This window comes from Microbacterium sp. CFBP9034 (genome assembly GCF_034045255.1).
Taxonomy (GTDB): domain Bacteria; phylum Actinomycetota; class Actinomycetes; order Actinomycetales; family Microbacteriaceae; genus Microbacterium.
On sequence record NZ_JAXCWC010000001.1, the window covers coordinates 758,512 to 781,411 of the forward strand.

Genomic DNA, 22,900 nt, shown 5'->3' on the forward strand with positions numbered 1-22,900 from the left:
GGGAGCGTGAAGTAGCGGGATGAGGGTTCATCTCACCACAACGGCGCAGGACCTTGGCGCCCTCTCGGCCGAACTCGTCCGGAGAATCTCGGGCTTGCGTGTGCTCGGCGTGGCGACCGGGTCCTCACCGGCGCCGCTCTGGGCTTCGCTCGCCGCGGATACCGGAGGACTCACCCCCCGCGCCGTGTTCGCCCTGGATGAGTACGTCGGACTTCCGGCAGGGCACCCAGCGGGCTATCGCGCGGTCGTCGATGCGACCGTGACCATCCCTCTGCGTCTCGATCCTGCACGCGTGCACGTCCCGGACGGGAATGCACCGGACCTAGAGCTCGCAGCCGCGGAGTTCGAGACGGCCATCGGTTGCGCCGGGGGAGTCGACCTACAGGTGCTGGGAATTGGCAGGAATGGACACATCGGATTCAACGAACCCGGGTCGAGCGTCGACTCCCGGACCCGCGTGGTGGAACTGGCCGACCAGACTCGGCACGACAACGCGAGGTTCTTCTCGTCGGTGGATGCTGTCCCCACGCTCGCCGTGACTCAGGGGATCGCAACGATCATGTCCGCGCGACGAATACTGCTCATCGCACGCGGAGAGTCCAAAGCCGACGCCGTCGAGCGACTCCTGTCCGGTGGCGCCGACCCTTCGTTCCCGGCATCGGTCCTGCACGAGCACGACGATGTCACAGTGCTCCTCGACGAATCGGCTGCTCGGCGCACGGCAAACCTCGCCCACGATATTCCGTCCCGTCGGTTTGCCTCGGCCGGCGGGACGGAACCGCACCCCTCGCCCCGCTCGTGATGCACAACCCGATCGGGGAGCGATCGGGATCGTCGGCGCAACGCAATCCTCACGGACCCGGCCGTTCAGGCCCTGTTGCCGCGCACTCCCCTGTCGACGCGGGCATCGACGTGAACGGTTCCCTACTCGAGTTCGTTTGACGAACCGTCATCAGGCGCTCTACGGCCGGGACATTCGAGCTCGCCGAGATGATGCTCTGACGCGCGTCGCGATGACACTCACGGCAGTGCGCTGGCGGACCGGCTTGCGCGCGCACCGCGTCGTGCCGACCTCGGCAACCTGTCCGCGGACTATCGTCGCTGGCGACGGGCGACGGGAGTTCCTGCGGGGTACGGTCAGGTGTTGCTGGAGGTGGAGGACCGGTCGGGCAGGTACGGCTCGATAGCCGCGGCGAGCTTGGCGGGCGACATGGATTGCAGCCAGATGCGGCCGGGACCGTGGATCTCAGCGAGGAACAATGAGTCTCCGAAGAACTTGTTCTTGATGCCCTTGATCGAGGTGAACTCCAACTCCATCGTGCCTTCGAAGAGGGCGAGGTGTCCGGGGTGGATGAGCATCGACTGGCCCGCCGGCAGGTCGTATTCGGTGATCTCACCAGCCAGCTGCACCCACGCAGTGCCGCTCCCGGCAAGCTTCTGGAAGACCACGCCGGCCCCGCCGAAGATCCCCGCGCCGAGTCGCTTCTGGAGCCCGAGCGACACCTCCACGTCAGCGGTACTCGCGGTGAACGACCCCTGTTGAACCATGAAGGTGTCCGCGGCATCGATGTCCAGCTGACGGATCGTACCGGGCAGTTGCGCGGCGAAGGCGAGCAGGCCGCCTCGATCCGGGGCGGTGTACTCGGTGAGGAACAGCTGTGCCCCGCCCAGGACGCGTTTCAGCCCGCTCATGAAGCCGCCTTGCCCGCCGGTGCCATGCACCGTCGAGGTGTCGAGCCCGAAACCCGGCGACATCCACGCCACATCACCACCCTCCGCGACGATCCGTTCACCGCTGTCGAGCGTCAGCTCGAGAATCGGCATGGTCGTTCCCGCGATGGTCGACTTCATGCGTTTCACGCTAATTGAGAACCGGACGCCGCAAAAGGTCAGATGCTAGTTTGCCTAGCGAAATTTCGGCGGTGCTTGCTAGCGTCTTCGAGAAGGCCCTACGCCCACTCATCCACGTCTGGAGGCAGCAGTGACGGATAAGTCCGAGTCCGCGTGGAAGCGTTTCTGGGAACGAGGGGGCGTGTGGCGGGCTCTTCTCCTCGCCGCCGTCTACTACGGCCTGTATCAGCTGATGGGGCTGCTCGTGGGGGCGGTGTTCGGCACCTCAGGAGGCGTTCGCGGCGAACCGGGCAGCGCGGTAGACGTCCTCATTGGGACGGCGCTGCCAATCGTCCTCGCCAGCATGCTGCTGCTGGCATTCGCGCTCTCGCTCGGCTGGTTGAAGGAGCTGTTCGGTCGCCAGCCGGTGCCCGGGCGCGGCTGGATGTGGGTCGCCGTTGGAGTCGTGCTCCTCATCAACGTGTCCGCCTTCCTCAGCATCGACTACGCAGAGGCCGGCGGCGCACTGGTGGCGGCATGGCTGTTCACAGGGCTTTTCGTCGGGTTCGCCGAGGAATTGCTGACCCGCGGTTTTGTCGTCAACCTCATGCGAAAAGCAGGACACGGCGAGATCGCGGTCGCCTTGGCCTCGTCGGGTATCTTCGCGGCGCTGCACATCGGAAACGTCTTCACCAGCGACCAGGGTCTCGCGGTGACACTCCAGCAGGTCGTCTATACCTTCTGGTTCGGGCTCTGCATGTACCTCGCCCTCCGCGTGACCGGCAACCTCATCTGGCCGATCCTGCTCCACGCCACCACCGACCCGACCCTGCTGCTGCATGGAGAGGACCCGGCCTCCAACTTCTTCGGCATCATCCCCGCGTTGAGCACCTACCTCATCACCGCGACCGGAGTCATCCTCCTCATCGTGCTCATCGTCAGCGAACGACGCCGCGCGAAGTCGGATGCAGCGACGGGAGCCCCTCTCGCGGCATAGAGGTGCCATTGCGACCATCGCCATGGTGATGAGCCAGACGGTGCCGATCCGTCTTCGGCCGACGCAGCGCCGCCGCGCGTCATCGGGCAGGGCCATTCCCGCCCGCCGTTACGCGCGCCCTTCTCACAGGAGTGCTCAAGGTGTTGCCGTCGTCGCGTAAAGTAGGGCAGTGCCTCCTACGCCCGGCACAGGAAGCACCACGGTGATCACATGCCCTACCGCGATCAGGCGACAGTGGACGGCTGGGTGCGCGAGTTCCTCGAGTTCAACGCCAACACGCACACCGAAGTGTCCGTGCTCGATAAGGATTTCACGGCTGGACCCGACTCCGGGTTGGTGGTGGTATCGCTGCGCAATGCGTCGACCGTCACGTATATCCACCCCGTGATCCGCGATGGTGCGCCGCACTGGCTCGTCACCTTCGAGGCCCGCAGTGAGAGCTTCGATCTCGATTTCGCCGGCGTCGCCCAGCTTTCTGCTGACCTGGCCTTCATTTCGCGCCTGGGCGAGCACCTGCAGCTGAAGACCCTCGCTGCCGTCCAGATGAAGGAAGCTTCGGCACGCTGATCTGGCAGCCGAGGCCGCTCGATCCGCTCAGGGCTTCAGGAACAGCGCGCCCGCGCTCAGCAGGAGTGACGCCGCCAGAACACCCGACGATGTCGCAAGCCGGCGGGCCGTCAGCTCTGCGGATGCGCTCAAACTGCGCGCGCCCATTCGCTTGACCTGGACCACAGCCCTCTGCGCCTCGCGAAGCGAGAAGTATCGGCCGACAGGCGTCGAGCGGCCATCGACGGCGACGAACGTGCCGTGCGCCGTTGACTCGATGTACCCGAGGTACTCGCCGTCACGGGCGGTACCGACGCGGAATCCCGGCTCCACCTCGTCCCATCGCACCGCAGGCGAGGTGAGCGGGTGCGCCGACCATGCAGGGGCGCTCACGCGGCACGCTCCAGTACCGAGTGGCCGATGGGCAGCGGAAGCTGATCAGGTTCGGACAGATCGATAGTCAAGCCGCCGGATGAGGCCGCCGACTTGGCCATCCGCTCCAGGTAGTCGCGGTCGAGTTGCTCCGCCTCGGCCGAGTCCAACTCGAATCGCAGCGGTATCGAGCAGTGCAGCCAGATCGTGGAACGGCCGCCGGGCACGTCGTCAGGGTGCCGCCAGCTGACGGAGAAGCTCTCAGAGCGTCGAAGCTTCGTCGTGGCCAGTGCGCGAAGGTGAGTGAGAGTGCGGTCCGGCATCTCGATCGCGTCAGTGCCGCTGCCGTAGTAGAGACGACCCATGTCCTTGCCTTTCGCTCAGGGGGGAAACTTAGTAGGGAGATTACACATGTGCCTGATAGCTAGTCAAACTACATTTATTGATCCGTGTAATGTTGGTGTCTGAGAAGGTCGGAGGCCACATGAACGAGACTGCGATTGTCATAGACAACGACTCGGTGGTCGCTGCGTACCGCCGATTCCGGAGCGCCGACGAGGCCTGGCACGAACGGGTGCGCTTGGCCACAGGAATGGGCGACAACGAGCTGCGGGTCGTCCAGTATGTGCTCTACGCCCGTCGTGAAGGTCGAGACGTCAAGCCGACCGAGATCGCCCGCCACCTCGGAATCTCGTCAGCCTCGACCACTGCGCTCCTCGATCGCCTGGAGCGGGGCGGCTCGCTCCAGCGCCTCAGCCACCCGACGGATCGGCGCAGCATCCTGATCGCGACCACTCCCGAGGCCGAAGCTCGGCTCTCAGCGACCGTCGAAGAGTACGATCGCCGCCTCGCACGACTGTCCGCTGAGCTGTCCGACGATGAGCGCAGCGCGGTCGAGAGGTTCCTCGCAGGCCTCACCGAGGCAGCGGACTCGATCGAAGCGGAATGAGATCACGCCGCGCGTGCATCCGATACAGGTGACCGCCAGGTGGCCCCGAGCATCCTGAGGAGCCGGTTCTCGGTGAGTCTGAAGTGTGTGGAGTGCGTGATCTCCTGATCAGGCGGCCCGACGGATTGGGGACAATGCGATGGTGACGATCCAGGATGAGGTTCTCGCGGCGGCGGAGCGCCGTGCCGTAGCGCTGGCAGCCGGCGACGAGCGCGCGCTGCGGACGCTGCTGCATCCCGACTTCGGGTGGACGTCGCACACCGGGGAGACCTTCGACCGCGACAGCTATGTCGCCGCCAACCTCAGCGGACCGACACGGTGGCATTCTCAGGTGCTGACGGATCCCAGGATCGTCGTCGTGGGTGACACCGCCGTTCTGCGATGCGCCGTCACCGACGACGTCACTACGAGCGCCGGACGCGAATCATTCCGGATGCCTATGACTCAGACGTGGGTGCGCTCCGGCGGCGGGTGGCAGTGTCTGGCCGGACACGCGGGACCACGCACCGTATCTCAGTAGCGATCCGGAGTTCCAGTCGACCATCGCGTCCGGGACAGCGCTAGATCCGCCCGACACGATTCCGAACGATGAGGACAGCGGACGGGCGTTCACCCACTGCACACGCGCGATTCATCGACTTGGCGCCGTCGACGCCGGAGCATTGTGACATTCGGCGTCGGCGCCGCACATCGATCACGGATGAGTCGCGGGGCACTTGGCGGGACAGGCGATCGACGGCGGCACCGGCTTCATCACTTCGAGGAGCTGCGATGGTTCGACCCGCTCGGGTGCTCTCGCTTTACGAGGGCTTCTTCGCGGGCGGCGCCCGCATCCTTCACACCGACGTCGTCGCGGGGCTCCATCAGCGCGGTGGCCAAGCGCACAGCGTGCTTGCGCTCGCGTCGCAAGTGCATCGTGAGTCGACGGTGCAGGACATGGCCGACGACCCTCGCTACCGGCAGCTGGTAGCTGCCGGGGTGCGCGTGTCCACGCTCGGGAGGCAGATTCAGGGCGGCCCTATTCCCGACGAATCCTTCACCGCCTCCGACATCGAGATCGCGGCGCGGGCGGTGCGGGACGCCGACCTGATCCTGTCTCTCAAAGAGCAGCCGCTCGGCATCCTGCTCGCCCTGCGAGCGCGGGGACTGATGCCCGACATTCCGGTCGCCGCGTGCCTGCACCGCTCGGACCCGCCGCATTCCGGCCCTGCGCTGGGACGACTGGCGGAGGCGACCGCGACCGGGCTCGTCACGGCCACGATCTCGTGCGCGAAGACGACGGATGAGGCATATGCGCGCGCCGGCGTATCGGCCGCGCGGCGCTTCGTGATCGCCAACGGCATCGACACCGACGTCTACCGACCCGGAACGCCGGTGGAGCGGCACGCCACCCGGAACCGTCTGGCGATCCCCGTCCACGCGCCGGCCATCCTGTTCGCCGCCCGGTTCGACGCCATGAAGGATCCGGGACTGTTTCTCAGGGCTCTTGCCCGCCACAGGAGCCGGCAGCCGGGTGCTCACTATCTCCTGTGCGGAGCCGGGATGACCTGGGAGAACGAGGCCTTTCGCGCACTCGCCGAAGACTCCGGCGTGCGACCCGCCGACGACGTGCATGCGCTGGGGATCCGACGGGACATGCCCTCGATCTACCAGGTCGCCGACATCATCGCGCTGACGAGCGCTTTCGGCGAGGCATCGCCGCTGTGCCTGATCGAGGGTGCGGCCTGCGGCGCTACGCCGGTGACGACCGACGTCGGAGATGCCGCCGCTCAGGTCGATGGCTTCGGTGTGATCACGCCGGCAGACGAAGGTGCCATCGCCGCAGCATGGCAGGGGATCCTCGAGCGTCGACGCTGGCACCGGCGGCGGACGCTCGACTCCCGGCCACGATTGGGTCGTGAGCGGATGCTGGCCGCGTACACCGAGGTGTCGCATGCGCTGCTTCGCCGGGAGGAGGCCGCCGCCTGAGTAGGCGGGTTGCTAGACCGTGAGCAGTGCTATCCCTGCGACAACCACCGTCGATGCGAGCATCCGTTGCACCGGTCGACCCTCCCGGAGCACGAGCGCGCCGAACAGGCTCACCAGCACGACGCTCACCTCACGCATCGGCGCGACCAGCGCGACGGGAGCGATCGTGATCGCCGTGAGCACCAGGATGTACGACAACGGGGACAGCACTCCGAATGCCAGCATGCGGAGCCACTCCGCGCGCACGAGAGGGATGACGCTGTGCCAGCGCCGGACCAGCAACGCGCTCAGGATCGGGACCTCCAGCGCCGTGCATCCCACCATGGCCGTGCATCCCACCATGAATGCCACCGGAGAGATGCCCCATGATCTCAGCGAGTGTGCGTCCCACCGGACGAACGGGCTTGCGGTGGTGCAACGGGGGCACCGAAGGCTGCGGGAGTCGTTCCATCTGAGGTCGCGAAGTGTGGTGGCATTGCGATACCGTCCGCCGCTCAGAGGTTGGCGTCTCTCGTCGCGGGCACCGTGACGTGGGCCACCTCTTCGAGTCGAGGGTGCAGCTCGTCTCCGTCGTCGACCACACCGGTGTGCCATGTCAGGGTGAGCCCATCTGGTCCGTCCTGCAGCAGCGCGAGGTTGTTGTCGAACCAGGGACCCTTCGCTGTCCTCCAGCGGAAGGGCGGGTCGGGAACCTTTGCAGAGTGCGCGGCTGCGGCACCCAGTGGCGTCGCTGCGCCATACGACATCACCACGGAGAACCAGCGCATGAAGCGGGGCAAGGGGTTGCGTATGGGTGAGCACACTGCCTGCACGATGCGGCTGCCGTTGTGACGCTCGACCTCGGCCAGGTAGGAGAAGTGCACGTCGCCGGACAGGAAGGTCACCGTCTGCGGCGACGGCCCGCGGTCGCCGTCTGCCAGCTCTGTCGCAATCCTGGCAACGGCCTGGAAGCTGTTCTGGAACGCCGCCCAGTGTTCCAGGTCGACGGCCTGCCGCAGCCGTTCCCCGACCCACGCGACCGGTCGCCCCCAAGCGCCCTGTGCGATCGCCTCATCCCAGGCCTCGACGTGATGCAGACCCAACGGGAGGAGGAACGGGAGCGAGGTGGCGACGAGGACGTGGCGGAATCCGCCCTGCATATGGTCGTCGAACCACGTGAGCTCTTGAGCGTTCAGCAATCCGCGAGCCGACGGAGTGAGATCTCTTGCCACGCGGGAGTCCAGGACTATCAGGCGCGTTCCATCGAAGTCTCGGCAGTAGCTCCAGCGGTAGCTGTTCGGGTCCTTGTTGCAGCGGTCGGCGAACTCGTCCAGCGCGTTACTGAGGTCGACGGAAGCGGCGTTGTGGCGTCCACTCACCCGCTGCCACAACGGGTCGGCGGCGCGTTCGCGGGGAGACAGGTTGCCGAGGTGCTGGTACACCCAGTACGACGCCAGGCCGGCGACGATGCGCTCCTGCCACCAGGAGGTGGCTTCCATCTTCCGTCTCCAGTCGAGTGAGGCGTTCCAGTCGTCGCGGATGTCGTGGTCGTCGAAGATCATGGCGGTCGGCACGCACGAGAGCAGCCACCGATTGGCTGCGTCCGACCATGCCAACTGGTAGAGGTGGGCGTATTCCTCGAAGTCTTTGAGCTCGGCGCCCGGCTCCTTGCGAATGTCACGCCGGCTGCGGATGAATGCCTGCATCTCCTTCGTGGTCGAGTCTGCGTACACCTGGTCGCCGAGGAAGAGCAGCAGGTCCGGTCGGGTCTCGCGACCGTCAGCCACCGCGAGTGCAAAGGCGCGCAACGAGTCGACGCCATGGGTGCGATTGCCCGCCCGGTCGTGGGGGACACTGGTGCGGCACGACCCGTAGGCGATCCGCGGCCGTCGTCCAGGCGTGCGCGTGGCGATCACCGATGCGGGGAACGCGGAGTCAGGGTCCGGCCAGACAGAAACCCCGTCGACCTCAATCCCGTACGGCGAGACGCTACCGGGCTCGAGCCGGTCCACTTCAACCAGGGCGAAATGATGGCCGTGTACGGAGAAGGTGCGGGCCTGCCACGATCGTCCATCGGCATGGACGCTCACCAGAGCGTCGGCTCGCGTCTCCACCCAGATACTGGCCGACGTCTCATCGACGTAACGCAGCATCGGCCCCAACAGCAGCGGGGATCCCATGAACCCGTTCTATCGCAAATCACGTCACAGCGGCCAGAGGTGCCTGCGAGAGAGCGAGGTGGACCGAAGCTGCCGGCCCGGTGGAACTGTCCCAAGCCGGTTCCCCCGACCACTGTGACTTTCATGTCGATCCTTCGAAGCGGCCGCTCAGGCCGGCTGTTATGGAATCCCTGTCATCACAGACAAGACAGGTCCCAGCTCTGTGACACAGGAAAGTCCAGAGAGAGCTTCGGGGACCGTGGTGTCCCTCACCGCCGTGGGATCCATCGCCGCGGCTCATCCAGAGCCCCCGCGGGGACACGTCGAACATGACCGGCGTCATGAAGCCCTTTCTAGGCGGGGCGCCGCGCGCTACTCTCTCCCTGATCGCATCGCGCGCGATCGAGCAGGGGGCCTAATGTCGCGCACGTCCCTGGCGTCGTCTCATGGGGCCCGCCCACTCTCGTTGAGCCTCGTCGTCGCGTTGGTGGTGGCGCTGACCCTCAGCTTCTCGGTGGCGCAGCTGACCATCGGAGCCCAGCCCGCGGCCGCGGCGACGATCGACGTCACGGTGCAGGCTCGGATGTTCACGCAATCGGGATGGACGAGTTCCAACGGCACCGCGAATCCCCAGGCCGGCGACTACTTCCGGTACGGCTCGAATACGGGCGGCACGACGGGCGTCATCGCGAACCCGGGGGGCTCGGCCGGCACCTCGGGCAGCCCTCAGTTCAACACCAACGGCACTTCGGGCCTGGTCGGCTCGGGATCGACGGCCTGGACGGCGCACGGCTTCCGCAACCAGGGTCAGGTCAATGCACAGCTCGACCTGTCGAACCAGAGCGCGCTCGGGTTCGCGCCGTCGGGCGTCACCCAGGTGACGACCGGCACGATCTTCAACCTCGGACGAATGGTGCACGCCAACCGCCCGCTCCAGCTGCTCACCAGTTCGTGGTTCCGCGGTCAGATGCAGGTGCAGTTCGCAGGTGTGACGCTCAACTACCAGTGGCGCATGAATGAGACGTCCAACACCTTCGGCGACGCGCGCGACAACGACATCCTCGACTTCACCAATCAGATCAGCACGCAGACCTTCGTGAGCGGCGGGATCACCTACACGCTCGTCGTCGTCGGCTTCTCGGCTCCCGGCGCCGGAAACGCCTGTCCAGCGACGGTCGCCAGCGCCGGAACGGCGGTGAACACGTTCAGCACGGTGGAGGATGCCGTCACCTACGGATGCCTCTACGCGTCCGTGCAGCAGGTCCGGCCCGTCACGATCATCAAGCAGGTCGAGACGCCGTACGGGGCGCCCACCTCGTTCCCGAGCTTTGCGTTCGACTCCGCCAGCAACGCGGCGGGATCGGTCTGGGGCAACGACTTCGCGCTGCAGCCGACCGGCGCGGGCGCGGCGGGACAGGCGACGCTGACGGGACGCACCTACACGGTCGGCGAGAACGTCACCCTCACCGAGGGCTCCCAGACCGCGCCGTGGACCTTCAAGTCCCTCACCTGCCGCGACGGCGTGGGCAATCCGATCGGACAGGTCAGCGGCCAGTCGGTCACCCTGTCGGGCGACCTGTCGACGAATGTCGCGGCGGCGATCCCGATCACGTGCACCTACGTCAACACCTACACGCCGCGGGCGACGCTCACGCTCCGCAAGACCATCGTCACGACAGGCCAGCCGGGAGACCTCGCGAGTCCCTTCAACTGGACCCTGACAGCCGCTCCCGTGTCGATCGCCGGTCAGTCGAACGTATCCGGAGCGGGCCAGACGGGTCAGAGCAACACGATACCCAATCCCGCGATCACGAATCAGTCCATCATCGCGGGCACGTACGCTCTGAGCGAGACCGCCGTCGGCGCGCGCACGGCTGGGTACGTCCAGGACGGCCCCTGGTCGTGCTTCCTGACGGCGACTCCGGCCACGAGTGTGCCCGTGGTCGGCGGGCAGGTCGCCCTGACGAACGGCCAGAACGTCACGTGTCAGGTCACCAACCGCTTCCAGACCGGCACGCTGCAGATCACCAAGACCGTCACGACCTCGCCCGCCGGCGGCTACACCGCCGGAGCGTCGAAGGCCTTCACGGCCGGCTACGTGTGCATGCCGGGCAACGTGAGCGGAACCGTGACCGTCAACCCGAACGCCGCCAACGGCGTGCCCGGCGCCGTCGTGTCGATCCCGAACCTCCCCGCCGGCGCGACGTGCACCGTGACCGAGCAGAGCCCTCCGTCCGGATCGACCGACCTCGCCAACGGCTCGTGGGTGTGGAACGCGCCGGTCAATCCGGTCCCTGTCGTCATCCCGGCCAACGGGTCGGTGCTCGTGAACATCGGCAACTCCGCGACGCAGCAGACCGGCACGCTGCAGATCACGAAGGCGATCGCAGCGGCCAACGAAGACACGCCGCTGCCCGGCTACACGGGCGGGGCGACGCGCACCTTCCCCGTGTCGTACGACTGCACGATCGGCGGGCAGAGCGTCCGCAGCGGAACCGTCAACGTGTCCACCGGCACGCTGGCCTCGGTCGCCGGCATCCCCGCGACGGCCGTGTGCCGGGTCGTCGATGAGACGCTCGCGACTGAGGCCGGCGACTTCGCCGACCCGTCTTACGCCTGGCAGGGCTACACCGTCGCCCCCGCGACCGCGACGATCGCAGCGAACGCCACCGCGACCCTCGGCGTGACGAACACCTTCATACGCAACCTCGTGGGCCTGACGATCGCCAAGACGGTCGTCGGTGCGGGATACACGGGCACTGCCGACGATTTCACGGTCGCCTACAACTGCGGGTCGATCTCCGGCACCGTCTCGCTGGCCGCCGGGGCGAGCCAGACGGTGCAGGTGCCCGCCGGAGTGCAGTGCACCGTCGTCGAGAGCCCCGCGCCCTCCGACGCATTGCTCGATCCCGGCTACGTCTGGGGTCCCGCGACATATGCGGGGCTGACGGGCGGAACCGTCGCCGTCCCGGTCGGAGGCTCGGCGACCGTCACGGTGACCAACCCCAACAGCATCGGCTTCGGACGACTCGCCCTCACCAAGGCGATCGCGAACCTCCTCGAGGCGGTTCAGACCCAGACGCCCTTCACGATCCGCGTCTCGTGCAATGCTCCCGCTCAGGGCGACGCGACCGACTACACGCAGGACTTCACGTTCACCTCGCCCAACTTCGGCTCGCAGCTCACGGCCTTCCTGCCTGTCCTCGCGAGCTGCACCGTGAGCGAGGTCGATCCCCCGACCGGGTCGACATCGCTGCTCGACGGCTCGTACGCATGGGCGGCCCCGCCGCCACCGCAGCAGGTCACGGTGCCCAACAGCATCGACCCGCTCCCCGTGACGGTCACCAACGACATCGTGCGCGTCACGGCGCCCTTCGCCATCACCAAGACCGTGACCAACAACACGACCGCGACGCCGACGAGCGACTTCACCGGCACGTGGTCGTGCACGTACGGGACGGATGCCGCGGTCACGGGCGCCTGGAGCGTCGGTGCATCCGGAGGATCCGCGACCCTCCAGCCGGGCGGGTCCTCGTCGGTCGAGGTGTTCGTCGGCTCGATCTGCACCGTCACCGAGGAGATGCCGGCGTCGCCCGTGCAGCCGGACGACCCGTCGTACGTGTGGACGACGTCGATACCAGCACCTGTCGTCGTGGGAGGGACGGGCGGCACGGCCCAGGTCGGCAACATCCTCAACCGCTCGACGGCGAGCTTCTCGGTGGCCAAGCAGGTCACCGGCGGCGAGGCCGGGGTGGCGTTCGAGAACGCCGAGTTCACCTTCGACTACAGCTGCACACCGCTCGCAGGGCCTGTGATCGCAGGTACCTTGACGATGCTGGCGGGCGGAGTCGACGGGCCCGATGTGACGATCCCCGTGGGCTCGACGTGCATCGTGTCGGAGGACATCGATGCTCTGCCCGCCGTCATCGATCCGTTCACCTGGGACGGCGTGAGCTACGTCGTGACGCGGGTGCCCGTGGCTCCCCGCGCGGACGGATCCATCCAGTTCACGATGCCGCTCGACGGTTCCGCGATGTCGGTCGTGGCGACCAATGCGATCTCGCCCAAAGTGGTGCCCGTCACCGTCTCGAAGGTCGTGGACGACCCTGGGAGCGGCTTCGTGGGGACGGGCGACATCTTCTCGATCACGCTCCTGTGCGCTCCGGCGGGCGGACCGGATGAGGCGAACCTCGGCGCGAAGTCCGTCGCCGCGGGCGCCTCGGCGGTGTGGCAGGTCGACCTCGGATCGACGTGCCGTTCGACCGAGCAGCTCCCCGCCGCCCCCGATAACGGGCTGAGGGACGGCTCCTTCGAATGGGACGCGCCCGTCGCGCTGCCGGCATCCGTCGTCGTATCCGACGCCGACGGCGACTACGAGATCGTCCTCACCAACACCGTCGTCCGGCTGTACTCGACGATCGGGCTCATCAAGACCGTCGATCTGGCCGGCTTCAACCAGAGCGTGCTCGTGGCCGGCCAGCAGTACAGCGGCGACTGGTCATGCACGTACGGCACAGACGCCGTCGGCGGGGAGTGGACGGCAGAGGCGGGGCAGCAGGCGCAGCTCACGGGCCCGTTCGACCAGGTGCTGGTAACGAGCTCCTGCACCGCAACCGAGGACGCACCTCCGGCGCCGAGCGCCGACCCGTCCTACCGCTGGCAGGCTCCGCCGACCATCGTCCCCATCGCGTCGGTGTCGCACGACGACGTGAACACGATCGGAGTCACCAACACCCTCGCCCGCGACACCGGCTCGCTGACCATCGCCAAGACTCTGAGCGGCGAGACGGGCGGCTTCGTCGCACCCGCCGATCCGCCGTTCCAGGTCGGCGCGACGTGCTCGTTCCCCGGTGTCGACGGCGTCATGCAGTCGACGGTGGCGGTGGCCGCCGGAGCAGCCCCCGTCGTGCTCATCGACAACGTTCCGGCGGGATGGACCTGCACCGTCAACGAGGCGCCGATCGTGCCCGGCCTCGACCTCGTCGATGCCTCGTACGCGTGGGGCGCTGCGACCTACACGGTCGGCGCCGTGCCCTTCGGGGTCGACGTGCCGATCGCCGCAGGTGTGGCCACGCCGATCGTCGTCGACAACCGCATCGACCGCGTCCTCGGCGGCCTGCGCATCGTGAAGCAGCTGCAGGGCGTACCGGCCGACGCGATCGCCGACCTGCCGACCTTCACCGGCACGTACTCGTGCCAGTACGGCGCCACGACGTACACGGGCACGTGGGAGACCGACGCGCTCGGCGTGGCCGCCGACCTCACGGGCGACACGTCTTTCCCTGTCACCTCGACTTGCACGGTGCAGGAGGACACGTCGACGATTTCGCCATCGGCCGGCCTGGTCGACTCCTCGTGGGCGTGGGGCACCCCCACCATCAGCGGACCGGCCACGGTCGTCGCGGGAGGCCCCGCAGAGGTCACCGTGACGAACACCGTCTCGCGAGTGTTCAGCGGACTGCAGATCGTCAAGACCTACACAGGGGTCGACGGCGCCTTCGCGGCGGGCACCACCGTCGGAGGTACCTGGAGCTGCGCGTACGGCGCGACGCAGTTCTCGGGTGCGTGGTCGCTGCCGGCGGCGGGCGGCACATATGTCGTGCCGGCCGACGTCGAGATCCCCGCGAGCTCGGTCTGCTCCGTGGCTGAGAACACCCTGCCGGGGCTGACCGACGCTTCGTTCGCATGGAACGATCCGGTGTTCGCCCCCGCCACAGCCAGTGTGACGCTCGTCCCGGATCAGGTCGGCACCGTCACGATCACGAACTCGACGCGACGCGTCACGACGACGTTCCAGATCACGAAGCAGCTCGACCTCGGTCCGACCGTTGCGCCGAACGCCCCGAACAACAACCTGGTGTTCTCGGGTACCTACGAGTGCACGAAGGACGGCACGACGGTTCAGGGCAACTGGGGCCCGATCGCGACGGGCGCCATCACGACCGTCGCCGAAGCAATCCTCGTCGGCTCGACGTGCAGCGTCACGAGCGAGGTGCGTGCGCCGCTGCCGGTCGCGCTCGACACGTCGTTCCAGTGGCTGACCGAGCGGTTCAGCGCCGCGGTCGTCACCGTCAGCCCGGGCGGCGTCCTCCCGCTCGTCACCGTGACGAACCCGATCGTGCGCGTGCTGGGCTCCTTCACCGTCGCCAAGGTCGTCGACGGAGACCGCACCGGACTCGTACCCGGCTCGCTCTTCCCCTTCACCTGGAGCTGCCTGGCTCCCAATGGAGACCCCTTCGGCGGGGCATTCGAGCTCGAGGACGCGGGAACCTTCGGTGCGGTCGATCAGTCGGTACCGGCGGGCTCGGTGTGCACGGTGACCGAGGGCACACCGCCGCCACCGACGCACCCCTCGTACACGTGGTCGACGGCGATGGCGGTGGAGAACCCGACGCTGGCGGCGGCAGGGGGATCCATCACCTTCACCATCCCGGTCGGCGCGATCCCGATCGTCACCGTGACGAACACGCTCGCTCGGCAGGTCGGCACCTACAGCGTCAGCAAGACGAGCGATCCGCCCACAGGATCGACGGTCGCCCCGGGCGACACCGTGGAGTTCACCGTGACGGTCGAACCCGGCGACGCGGGCTTCGTCGACGACGTCGTTGTGGCGGATGACCTCGCCGGCCTCACGCCGTTCGCCGCCGTGCAGTCGGCAACGATCCAGCCCTCGCAGGGTACGGCGCAGCTCTCGGGCGACACCCTGACGTGGGACGTCGGTCGTGTCGACGCCATCGTCGGTCCGCTGACGCTCACCTACGAGGCGATCGTGGCCGACGACGCGATCGGCGTGACGATCCGCAACGCCGTCAGCGCCGAGGGAGAAGTGCCGCCCGTGTCGTGCGATCCGTGCGCGACGGAGCAGTTCACTCCCGAATGGGCGCTGAGCAAGTCGAGCGATCCCGTCTCGGGAAGCTCGGTCGTGCCCGGCACGACGATCACCTATACGCTCACGGCGCGCAACACCTCCGACGGCGTCGTGGCGGGCGCCATGGCCGAAGACGACGCGAGCGACGTGCTCGACGACGCCACGATCGACGTCGTGGGGGACGGGCTCTCGCTGACCGGCACGACCCTCACCTGGGCGATTCCGACGCTCGCCGCCGGCGAGACGGCGACCGTGAGCTACACCGTCGTGGTCGACGATGACACGTGGGGGGCGACTCTCGCGAACGTCGTGGTGCCCGACGGCCCGGGCGGAGAGTGCGACTCGTGCGAGACCACCCAGTTCGTGCCCGCCTGGTCGCTGCGCAAGACGAGCGACCCGGCCTCGGGCAGCTCCGTGCCGGCCGGCTCGATCGTCACCTACACCCTCGTCGCGAGCAACACCGGCGGGGTGGTGGTGACCGGAGCAGAAGCGCGTGACAACCTCGCCGATGTGCTGAGCCACGCACAGCTGACTGGTCCCCTCTCCCCGGGTCTGACGCTGAGCGGCGCGACGCTCACGTGGGCCATCCCCGACATCCCGGTCGGCGGCTCGGTCTCCGTGTCGTACCGGGTGAAGGTCGACGCCGACGCCGGCAACGTCACGCTCACCAACAGCGTCACTCCGCTCGGCGACGGCGGCGGCTGCTCGGACTGCGTCACCGAGAACCCGACGACCCCGCCCGGCCTCCCGCCCGGCCTCCCGCCCACGGGTGGCCAGATCGGCTGGGCGGCCCTCTTCGCCGGGGCGGGACTCGTGCTGCTCGGAGCTTTCCTGCTTGTCCAGCGACGGCTCCGCCGCTCGCGCTCGGTCACGATGCACTGAGGGCAGCGGGGTCGGCGACGACAGCCACGGCCCCGGGCCGCGTGAACGCTGTGTCAGCTCGACACGGCTAGCCCGGGTCACTCACGCAGGTAGGGGCGAGTCGACGATGACCGCGGCATCCCAGTCGCGCCTGCGTGTTGTTCGCCTCGATCAATCGACGAGCTGATCCCAGAAGCCGTTGATCGCTGCGGCGAGGCGCGCGGGCTGTTCGAGCGGGATCAGGGTGCGTGCTCCTTCGATGGTCGCCAGCTGAGCGCCGCGGGTGAGGGATGCCGCGCGCTCAGCGTCCTCGGGGCTCCAGTCACCGCGGTCGTCCGAGGCGACGAACAGACTCGGCACGCGGATGTCGGTAAGTCTGTCGGTGACATCGGTTCGGTCGATGATGAACGAACGCAGGGCAAGGCTCATGCTCGCCCTTGTCGGGCGTTGCAGGCTGTCCAGCACGACCTGGAGCGTGGAGGGCGTCGACGCGGACTCTTCGGTCAGCATCGCGTCGACGATGGCGTCGCGCACCGGTCCGACGGGGCCGGCGACCCTGAGCAGAGGGTGGAGCAGCCCGATCTTCCGTCGCAGGTGGGGCGCGATCGGTTCTGTCGGCGAACTGATCGCGACGAGACTGCGCAGGGTCGTCGGATCCGTTGCCAGGTTGAGGCCGACATGACCGCCGAACGCGTTGCCCATCCAGTCGACGGGCTCTGTGGCGCCCAGCGCGACGAGGGCGTCGCGCGCAGCATCCGCCGCCTCCGCGATCGTGGATCGACGGATCAGGGCGTCGCTGAGCCCCAGCCCCGGCGGGTCGATGAGGACGAAACGCCTCGGGATCGCGCTTGCGTCCATGAGGAGAGGCACGATGCGATCCCACGTGTGGCTGTCGACGAACATCGACGACCAGAGCACCGTGAGGCGCCCGGTGCCACGCACGCGGGCATTGAGATTTCCGAGGCGGGTTTCGATGCGTTCGGAGTGTTCGGTGAAGGTATCCATATTTTGATGTTAGCCGAACTAACATGAATTTAGCGAGTGTGGCTGTTAGCGTCACTGACATGAATACGAGGCCCTACCGGATGACGGGGCGCGCGAAGGATGCCGAGGCGACGGCAGAGCGGATCGTCGACGCGATGCTGGCGCGGCTCGTATCGACTCCTTACGAGCAGATTCGAATCGAGGACGTCGCCGGGGATGCGGGCGTGACGGGTCAGACCGTCATCCGTCGGTTCGGCAGTAAGCCCGCCCTCATGAACGCAACGGTGGAACGAGAACTGGCTCGTATCGTTGCGGCACGGGAAGCGGCGGCACATGCGTCGCCGGTCGAGACGATCCACGATCTGGTCGTGCACTACGAGCGCTACGGTGCACTGATCCTCAAGACCTACTCCGAGTCGCCCCTCGTGCCCGGCCTCCCCGAGATCACCGCACGCGGGCGCGCGTTCCATGTGGACTGGTGCCGCCGGGCGTTCACCCTCCCGCCGCTGCCCGTCCGCGAGGCGGCGAGGAGAAGTGCCCAGCTCGTCGCGATCTGCGACGCCACGACCTGGCGCATCCTGCGGTTCGACGGGGGACTCGATGCCGCCGAAACCGAGATTGCGCTGGAAGAGCTGATCCTGCCGCTGGTTGCCGACAGCGCGGCCGCGCCGTAGAGGATGCTCTTCACCGTGTGACCTGATCGCGGAGGCTTCTCAGCCCAGCGCGGAGCTCGGCGACGAGGATCTCCGGCTGTTCGAGAGCGGCGAAGTGTCCTCCCTTGTCGGCTTCGCCGTAGTGGATCAGGTCGCTGTAGGCGTCTTCGATCCAGGTTCGAGGCAACCGGGGGATATCTCGCGGGAAAACGGTCACGGCGACCGGCAGTGACAGCTTCGGACCGGCCATCGTGGCCGCTCGGTTCTCCCAGTAGATGCGGGCGGAGGAGGCAGCGCTGTTGGTGAACCAGGAGAGCGCGATCGTGTCCAGCATGGCGTCCACGCCCAGGGCGTCCTCCGCCAGTCCGAGGTTGTCCGTCTTGGATTGGTACTTCTCGTAGATCCAGGCGGCTTGGCCGGCCGGCGAGTCCGCCAGTCCGAATCCGACGGTCTGCGGCCTTGTGCCCTGTAGATGATTCGACCCCCCGAGCGGTCCGGCGTAGAGGGCCAGGCCGTCCACGGCGTGACGCTCTCCAGGTGTCAGCACATCGGGGATTCGGGCAGGAAAGGCGTAAGGAGTGTTCAGGTGGATTCCGAGCAGGCCGTCGGGCCGCATGGCGCCGAGTGTCGTGGTGACGGCCGCGCCCCAATCGCCACCGTGCGCCGACCACGCCTGGTAGTCGAGGCGACTCATGAGTTCCACCCACGCTTCTGCGATGCGGGTGACGTCCCAGCCGGCCTCGGTCGGTTTGCCCGAGAACCCGAATCCGGGCAGTGACGGGATGACGACGTCGAACGAGTCGCTGACGTCCCCGCCATGCGAGACGGGGTCGGTGAGCGGGCCGATCAGTTTCAAGAAGTCGGCGTTCGACCCGGGCCATCCGTGCGTGAGGAGCAGAGGCATCGCCCCAGGGTTGACCGATCGGACATGGATGAAGTGGATGTCGAGCCCCCCGATCGTTGTCAGGAACTGGGGGAAGGATCTGAGCTCCGATTCGAAGCGGCGCCAGTCGTACTCTCGCTCCCAGTACGAGACGAGCGATTTGGCATTCTCCACGCGGACGCCCTGCGACCAGTCCGGGACGGTCTCCTGAGCCGGCCACCGGGTTCTCGCCAGCCGTTGGGTGAGGTCCTCGATCTCGGAGTCCGAGATCGCGGCGCGGAACGAACGGACTTCTGGTGTGGTGCGGATAGGTGCGGTCATGGCGTTGCTCTCCCGAGTCGATCGGAGTGCGCAGCAGTAATTGCACACTGGTGTGCAGGCTACGCAATTGCACACGCATGTGCAATCATCGAAGGATGCGGATCGGATATCGGGGCGTGTGGCTTGGGTGATACGAGGGAACGGATCCTCGATGTCGCGATCGAGGTTCTGGGGAAGAACTCCGGCGCGAGCATGGGGGACGTCGCCGTGGCTGCCGGCGTTGTGAGACGTACCGTCTACGGGTACTTTCCGTCCCGATCAGACCTCGTGCGTGCGCTCACCGAGCGCGCTGTCGACGAGATCGCCGCCCTCCTGGCCGACGGAGCGACCGGTGACGATGCGGCCGATGCGGTGTGGGCCGACTTCGTCGCCGGTCTCTGGCCACTGGTGCACCGCTACCGGGTGCTGGTGGCGCTTCGACGCGGCGAGTTCGGCGAGGACATCCATGCCCTTCTCGGAGGGGTCGAGAAGTCGCTGGCCGATCTGGTCCGACGGGGCCAGGACACCGGGGCTTTCGGCCGGCACCTTCCCGCGGGCCTTCTCAGCCAGGTCGCCTGGTCGGCGGTCTTCGCCATTGCCGACGACGACCTGCCCGACGAGACTGTCGGCGCTGCTGCTCCGACGTTGACGACCCTGCTTCTGCTGGGAGTTCCGGAACCGCGAGCGCAGGCGCTGATTCGCGGCCGGCCCTGACCGAACTTGCCTCTACGTTGACTTTTGCCGCACATAGGCAGTCTAATAGTCAATGACATTGACTAAGGAGATTATCTCGTGGATCTGCTGGCAGCGCAGCCTGAGCTCGTCGAAGGGAGCGATGGTGTGCGCATCGCGACCACGGTGATCGGCGATGGGCCGCCGTTGCTCCTGCTGCACGGCTACCCGGAGATGCGCGCGATGTGGCGCGAAGTGGCACCAGCTCTCGCGGAGCGTTTCACGGTCGTCGCGACCGACCTTCGTGGCTACGGAGAGTCCGACGTTCCCCGGGGTGAGGTCTACTCCAAGCGCGCCATGGCCGCCGACCAGCTGGAGGTCATGACTCGGCTCGGCTTCGACTCGTTCTTCGTCGCCGGTCATGATCGAGGGGCGCGCGTCGGGCACCGCATGGCGCTCGACGCGCCGGATCGTGTCCGCTCGCTCGGCGTGATCGATATCGTGCCGACGCTGCACATGTTCGACCACGTCGACCGCGCGATGGCAACGAGCTACTTCCACTGGTTCTTCCTCGGCCTCGGCGCCGGTCTACCCGAAGACCTCATCCGCGCCGCCCCCGAGCGATGGCTCCGCAGTCGCTTCGAGGGCCGATGGTCGGTGCGCGATCCGCTCCCACCAGAGGTCTTCGACCGCTACCTCGCCTGCTTCCTGCGCGACGGCGTCATCGAGGCGACGTGCGCGGACTACCGCGCTGCGGCGAGTACCGATCTTGAACACGATCGGTCGGATGCCTCGGCGGGCCGCGCGCTCTCGGTGCCGGTGCTGGCGCTGTGGGGTGCCGACGGTTACGTCGGCCGCAACTTCGACGTGCTCGGCGTGTGGCGCGCGTTTGCGCCGGACGTCGAGGGACACGCCATCCAGGCAGATCACTACCTTCCCGAGGAGGCCCCCGAAGCGACCGCGAAGGCACTCGGCCACTTCTTCGAGAGGTGCGCCGCCACAGGAATGGTGGACGCGCGATGAGGCTGGTCGAACGCCTGGAGCAGCTCGTATCGATCGAGACCCCGACGGGCCACGGGGCCGGCATCGCTCGGGCCTACGACCTGGTCGACGGTTGGCTCGCACCCTCACTCGGCGAGGGTCGCAAGGAGCTCGTCGACGGCGTCGAGCACGTGCGGTGGGGAGCAGAGCGACCGCGTGTGCTGCTTCTCGGACACATCGACACCGTCTGGCCGATCGGCACGATCGAGCGGCTGCCGTTCGCTGTGACCGGCGACAGGTGCACCGGACCCGGAGTGTTCGATATGAAGGGCGGTATCGTGGCCGCGGCTGAAGCGGTCGCGCTGGCGGCGCACGGCGGCGACATCGGCGTACTGCTCACGGGTGACGAAGAGGTCGGTTCGCTGACCTCCCGTGCCCTGTTGGAGCGGGTCGCCGCGGAGTCCGGAGCCGTTCTCGTGCTCGAGCCGAGTCTCGCCGGTGCGGTCAAGATCGCCCGGCGCGGGGGCGGGATCTACTCGCTCGCGGTCACCGGTCGTGCCGCACACGCCGGGCTCGAGCCGTGGAACGGGGTGAACGCCCTCGTCGAGCTCGCTCATCAGGTGACCGCGCTTCCCAGCCTCGGCGACGGGCGCGCGACGACGGTGAGCCCGACGGTCGCTCAAGCGGGTACGGTGACGAACGCGATTCCCGACCGCGCGGCGGTGCGCATCGATGTGCGTGCGTGGACCCTCGCCGAGCTCGAGCGCGTTGATGGTGAGCTGCGCGCTCGACGCCCCGTCGACTCTCGTGCTGCTATCGAGGTGACCGGCGGCATCAATCGCCCGCCGATGGAGAAGGCTGCATCGCGAGAGCTGTTCGCGCTCGCCGCCGAGGTGAGCAGGGCGATCGGCGACGCCGAATTGCGTGCCGAGGCGGTGGGCGGAGCATCGGACGGCAACTTCACCGCGGCTCTCGGCATCCCGACCCTTGACGGACTGGGTCCGGACGGTGACGGCGCGCACGCAGAGCACGAATGGGCGTCGCTGAAGTCGATCGCTCAGCGTGCGCGTCTCGTCGCGGGCATGATCGATCGCTGGGGGCGCTGACCCTCGTCAGGTCGCCTGGTTGACGGGCGCGTGCCGCTCGATGCTCTCGAGCAAAAGGTCCAGCGCGGTCTCCCAGGAGCGCGGATCCTGGATGCCGGGGAGGTTCGGTCCCACCCACGCGATGTTCGGGTGCGTTTCAGGATCGAGCTTGCGGAAATCCATCTGCCACGTGAGCTCGTCTGCGTCGCGCACATCCTCGGGGATCGCCGTCAATGCCGCTTGGATGCTGCTCGCCGACCGTACGAGCTGCCCCAGCGCCCGCGCGTACATCGCCGCAAGTTCGGGCCCATAGCCGCCTCGGCGGAGGGCGCCGATCGAGAACTCCATCGAGGTGAAATCGGTCGGCCGGCGCAGGGCCATCTGAAGCGCGAATTCCGGGTAGCGCATGTAGTGGTCGTGGATCAGGTGAGCCTGCGCGCGCAGATCTGCCATCCAGTCATCGGAGGCGACCATCGCACCGCTGTAGGACCGCGCGCGCAGGGTGTCGATGAGCGCGAGCAGCAGCTCCTCCTTGTCGCGGAAGTGGCGATAGATCGACGTGGGGTGGGCATCGAGCTCTTCACCGATGGTCTGGAACGTCAGGCGATCCAGGCCATCGCGCTGGACCACCGCGTCGGCTGCGGCGACGATGATCTCGCGGCTCAACGAGTCGCGTGCGCGGCGCGGTCGAGGCTTCCCCGGGGTCGGCGTGCGCGTTGCGGCGGATTTCTCCTTCGGCATCGTGTCGTCGATTCCTTTCGCTTATGACGTGCGGTCGTGGCCGCTCGGTGACTTGAGCGTAGTCAACGGGAA

General features: G+C 67.4%; 19 protein-coding genes. 11 read left to right on the forward strand and 8 right to left on the reverse strand.

What is annotated here, in order from left to right; translation table 11 throughout:
- The first annotated feature begins 19 nt into the window (after positions 1 to 19).
- On the forward strand, positions 20 to 802 hold the full coding sequence (locus SOM19_RS03335) for a glucosamine-6-phosphate deaminase (protein ID WP_320485131.1): 783 nt from the start codon (positions 20 to 22) through the stop codon (positions 800 to 802).
- 335 nt (positions 803 to 1,137) lie between these two features.
- On the opposite strand, the gene SOM19_RS03340 is transcribed toward SOM19_RS03335, so the two are convergent.
- Complete coding sequence (locus SOM19_RS03340) at positions 1,138 to 1,851, reverse strand: TIGR00266 family protein (protein WP_320485132.1); 714 nt, start codon at positions 1,849 to 1,851, stop codon at positions 1,138 to 1,140.
- Between the two features lie 181 nt (positions 1,852 to 2,032).
- Here SOM19_RS03340 and SOM19_RS03345 point away from each other — a divergent pair, with 181 nt between their 5' ends.
- A complete protein-coding gene (locus SOM19_RS03345) occupies positions 2,033 to 2,827 on the forward strand; it encodes a CPBP family intramembrane glutamic endopeptidase (RefSeq protein WP_320485133.1) in 795 nt (264 codons plus the stop codon).
- 210 nt (positions 2,828 to 3,037) lie between these two features.
- On the forward strand, positions 3,038 to 3,394 hold the full coding sequence (locus SOM19_RS03350) for a protein-L-isoaspartate carboxylmethyltransferase (protein WP_320485134.1): 357 nt from the start codon (positions 3,038 to 3,040) through the stop codon (positions 3,392 to 3,394).
- A gap of 27 nt (positions 3,395 to 3,421) precedes the next feature.
- Here the strand turns inward: SOM19_RS03350 and SOM19_RS03355 are convergent, their stop codons facing one another.
- Together SOM19_RS03355 and SOM19_RS03360 are read right to left on the reverse strand one after the other, a co-directional pair.
- Positions 3,422 to 3,766 carry a peptide ABC transporter permease gene (locus SOM19_RS03355; RefSeq protein WP_320485135.1) on the reverse strand — a complete coding sequence of 115 codons (345 nt, stop codon included), beginning with the start codon at positions 3,764 to 3,766 and terminating at the stop codon, positions 3,422 to 3,424.
- Positions 3,763 to 4,110 (reverse strand): DUF7882 family protein, encoded by a 348-nt coding sequence (locus SOM19_RS03360; protein WP_320485136.1) that lies wholly within the window; start codon positions 4,108 to 4,110, stop codon positions 3,763 to 3,765. Before SOM19_RS03360 ends, SOM19_RS03355 begins: the two co-directional genes overlap by 4 nt.
- A 119-nt stretch (positions 4,111 to 4,229) precedes the next feature.
- On the opposite strand from SOM19_RS03360, the gene SOM19_RS03365 reads away from it, so the two are divergent.
- The 3 genes from SOM19_RS03365 to SOM19_RS03375 all read left to right on the forward strand — a co-directional run bounded on the left by SOM19_RS03365 (position 4,230) and on the right by SOM19_RS03375 (position 6,662).
- On the forward strand, positions 4,230 to 4,694 hold the full coding sequence (locus tag SOM19_RS03365; RefSeq protein WP_320485137.1) for a MarR family transcriptional regulator: 465 nt from the start codon (positions 4,230 to 4,232) through the stop codon (positions 4,692 to 4,694).
- 142 nt (positions 4,695 to 4,836) lie between these two features.
- The gene (locus SOM19_RS03370; protein WP_320485138.1) at positions 4,837 to 5,214 is read left to right on the forward strand and encodes a nuclear transport factor 2 family protein; all 378 of its coding nucleotides are present in this window, start codon (positions 4,837 to 4,839) and stop codon (positions 5,212 to 5,214) included.
- 368 nt (positions 5,215 to 5,582) lie between these two features.
- A complete protein-coding gene (locus SOM19_RS03375; protein WP_320485139.1) occupies positions 5,583 to 6,662 on the forward strand; it encodes a glycosyltransferase in 1,080 nt (359 codons plus the stop codon).
- Between the two features lie 12 nt (positions 6,663 to 6,674).
- Here SOM19_RS03375 and SOM19_RS03380 read toward each other — a convergent pair whose 3' ends face one another.
- Positions 6,675 to 7,004: an EamA family transporter gene (locus tag SOM19_RS03380; RefSeq protein WP_320486654.1), complete on the reverse strand. Its 330-nt coding sequence runs from the start codon at positions 7,002 to 7,004 to the stop codon at positions 6,675 to 6,677.
- A gap of 152 nt (positions 7,005 to 7,156) precedes the next feature.
- Positions 7,157 to 8,821 (reverse strand): alkaline phosphatase D family protein, encoded by a 1,665-nt coding sequence (locus tag SOM19_RS03385; protein ID WP_320485140.1) that lies wholly within the window; start codon positions 8,819 to 8,821, stop codon positions 7,157 to 7,159.
- A gap of 466 nt (positions 8,822 to 9,287) precedes the next feature.
- Between SOM19_RS03385 and SOM19_RS03390 the strand changes: the two genes are divergently transcribed.
- Complete coding sequence (locus SOM19_RS03390) at positions 9,288 to 16,550, forward strand: DUF5979 domain-containing protein (protein ID WP_320485141.1); 7,263 nt, start codon at positions 9,288 to 9,290, stop codon at positions 16,548 to 16,550.
- A 150-nt stretch (positions 16,551 to 16,700) separates the two neighbouring features.
- Here the strand turns inward: SOM19_RS03390 and SOM19_RS03395 are convergent, their stop codons facing one another.
- Positions 16,701 to 17,534 carry an alpha/beta fold hydrolase gene (locus SOM19_RS03395; protein WP_320485142.1) on the reverse strand — a complete coding sequence of 278 codons (834 nt, stop codon included), beginning with the start codon at positions 17,532 to 17,534 and terminating at the stop codon, positions 16,701 to 16,703.
- Positions 17,535 to 17,614: 80 nt separating this feature from the next.
- On the opposite strand from SOM19_RS03395, the gene SOM19_RS03400 reads away from it, so the two are divergent.
- Positions 17,615 to 18,187 carry a TetR/AcrR family transcriptional regulator gene (locus SOM19_RS03400; RefSeq protein WP_320485143.1) on the forward strand — a complete coding sequence of 191 codons (573 nt, stop codon included), beginning with the start codon at positions 17,615 to 17,617 and terminating at the stop codon, positions 18,185 to 18,187.
- 10 nt (positions 18,188 to 18,197) lie between these two features.
- On the opposite strand, the gene SOM19_RS03405 is transcribed toward SOM19_RS03400, so the two are convergent.
- Positions 18,198 to 19,370, reverse strand: a complete 1,173-nt coding sequence (locus SOM19_RS03405; RefSeq protein WP_320485144.1) for an epoxide hydrolase family protein — start codon at positions 19,368 to 19,370, stop codon at positions 18,198 to 18,200.
- A 123-nt stretch (positions 19,371 to 19,493) separates the two neighbouring features.
- On the opposite strand from SOM19_RS03405, the gene SOM19_RS03410 reads away from it, so the two are divergent.
- From SOM19_RS03410 to SOM19_RS03420, 3 genes are all read left to right on the forward strand, one after another.
- Positions 19,494 to 20,063, forward strand: coding sequence for a TetR/AcrR family transcriptional regulator (locus SOM19_RS03410; protein WP_320485145.1), 570 nt, complete (start codon positions 19,494 to 19,496; stop codon positions 20,061 to 20,063).
- A 78-nt stretch (positions 20,064 to 20,141) separates the two neighbouring features.
- A complete protein-coding gene (locus SOM19_RS03415; RefSeq protein ID WP_320485146.1) occupies positions 20,142 to 21,044 on the forward strand; it encodes an alpha/beta fold hydrolase in 903 nt (300 codons plus the stop codon).
- The gene (locus SOM19_RS03420; RefSeq protein WP_320485147.1) at positions 21,041 to 22,108 is read left to right on the forward strand and encodes a M20 family metallopeptidase; all 1,068 of its coding nucleotides are present in this window, start codon (positions 21,041 to 21,043) and stop codon (positions 22,106 to 22,108) included. The genes SOM19_RS03415 and SOM19_RS03420 overlap by 4 nt, the downstream gene beginning before the upstream one ends.
- Positions 22,109 to 22,114: 6 nt before the next feature.
- On the opposite strand, the gene SOM19_RS03425 is transcribed toward SOM19_RS03420, so the two are convergent.
- Positions 22,115 to 22,753, reverse strand: a complete 639-nt coding sequence (locus tag SOM19_RS03425) for a TetR/AcrR family transcriptional regulator (RefSeq protein WP_320485148.1) — start codon at positions 22,751 to 22,753, stop codon at positions 22,115 to 22,117.
- Positions 22,754 to 22,900 lie beyond the last annotated feature (147 nt).

Coding starts and splice junctions, on each gene's coding strand:
- SOM19_RS03385 (WP_320485140.1), bottom strand. CDS start 8,821: ATGGGATCCCCGCTGCTGTTGGGGCCGATGCTGCGTTACGTCGATGAG.
- SOM19_RS03420 (WP_320485147.1), top strand. CDS start 21,041: ATGAGGCTGGTCGAACGCCTGGAGCAGCTCGTATCGATCGAGACCCCG.
- SOM19_RS03335 (WP_320485131.1), top strand. CDS start 20: ATGAGGGTTCATCTCACCACAACGGCGCAGGACCTTGGCGCCCTCTCG.
- SOM19_RS03395 (WP_320485142.1), bottom strand. CDS start 17,534: ATGGATACCTTCACCGAACACTCCGAACGCATCGAAACCCGCCTCGGA.
- SOM19_RS03405 (WP_320485144.1), bottom strand. CDS start 19,370: ATGACCGCACCTATCCGCACCACACCAGAAGTCCGTTCGTTCCGCGCC.
- SOM19_RS03350 (WP_320485134.1), top strand. CDS start 3,038: ATGCCCTACCGCGATCAGGCGACAGTGGACGGCTGGGTGCGCGAGTTC.
- SOM19_RS03400 (WP_320485143.1), top strand. CDS start 17,615: ATGACGGGGCGCGCGAAGGATGCCGAGGCGACGGCAGAGCGGATCGTC.
- SOM19_RS03340 (WP_320485132.1), bottom strand. CDS start 1,851: ATGAAGTCGACCATCGCGGGAACGACCATGCCGATTCTCGAGCTGACG.
- SOM19_RS03365 (WP_320485137.1), top strand. CDS start 4,230: ATGAACGAGACTGCGATTGTCATAGACAACGACTCGGTGGTCGCTGCG.
- SOM19_RS03380 (WP_320486654.1), bottom strand. CDS start 7,004: ATGGTGGGATGCACGGCCATGGTGGGATGCACGGCGCTGGAGGTCCCG.
- SOM19_RS03360 (WP_320485136.1), bottom strand. CDS start 4,110: ATGGGTCGTCTCTACTACGGCAGCGGCACTGACGCGATCGAGATGCCG.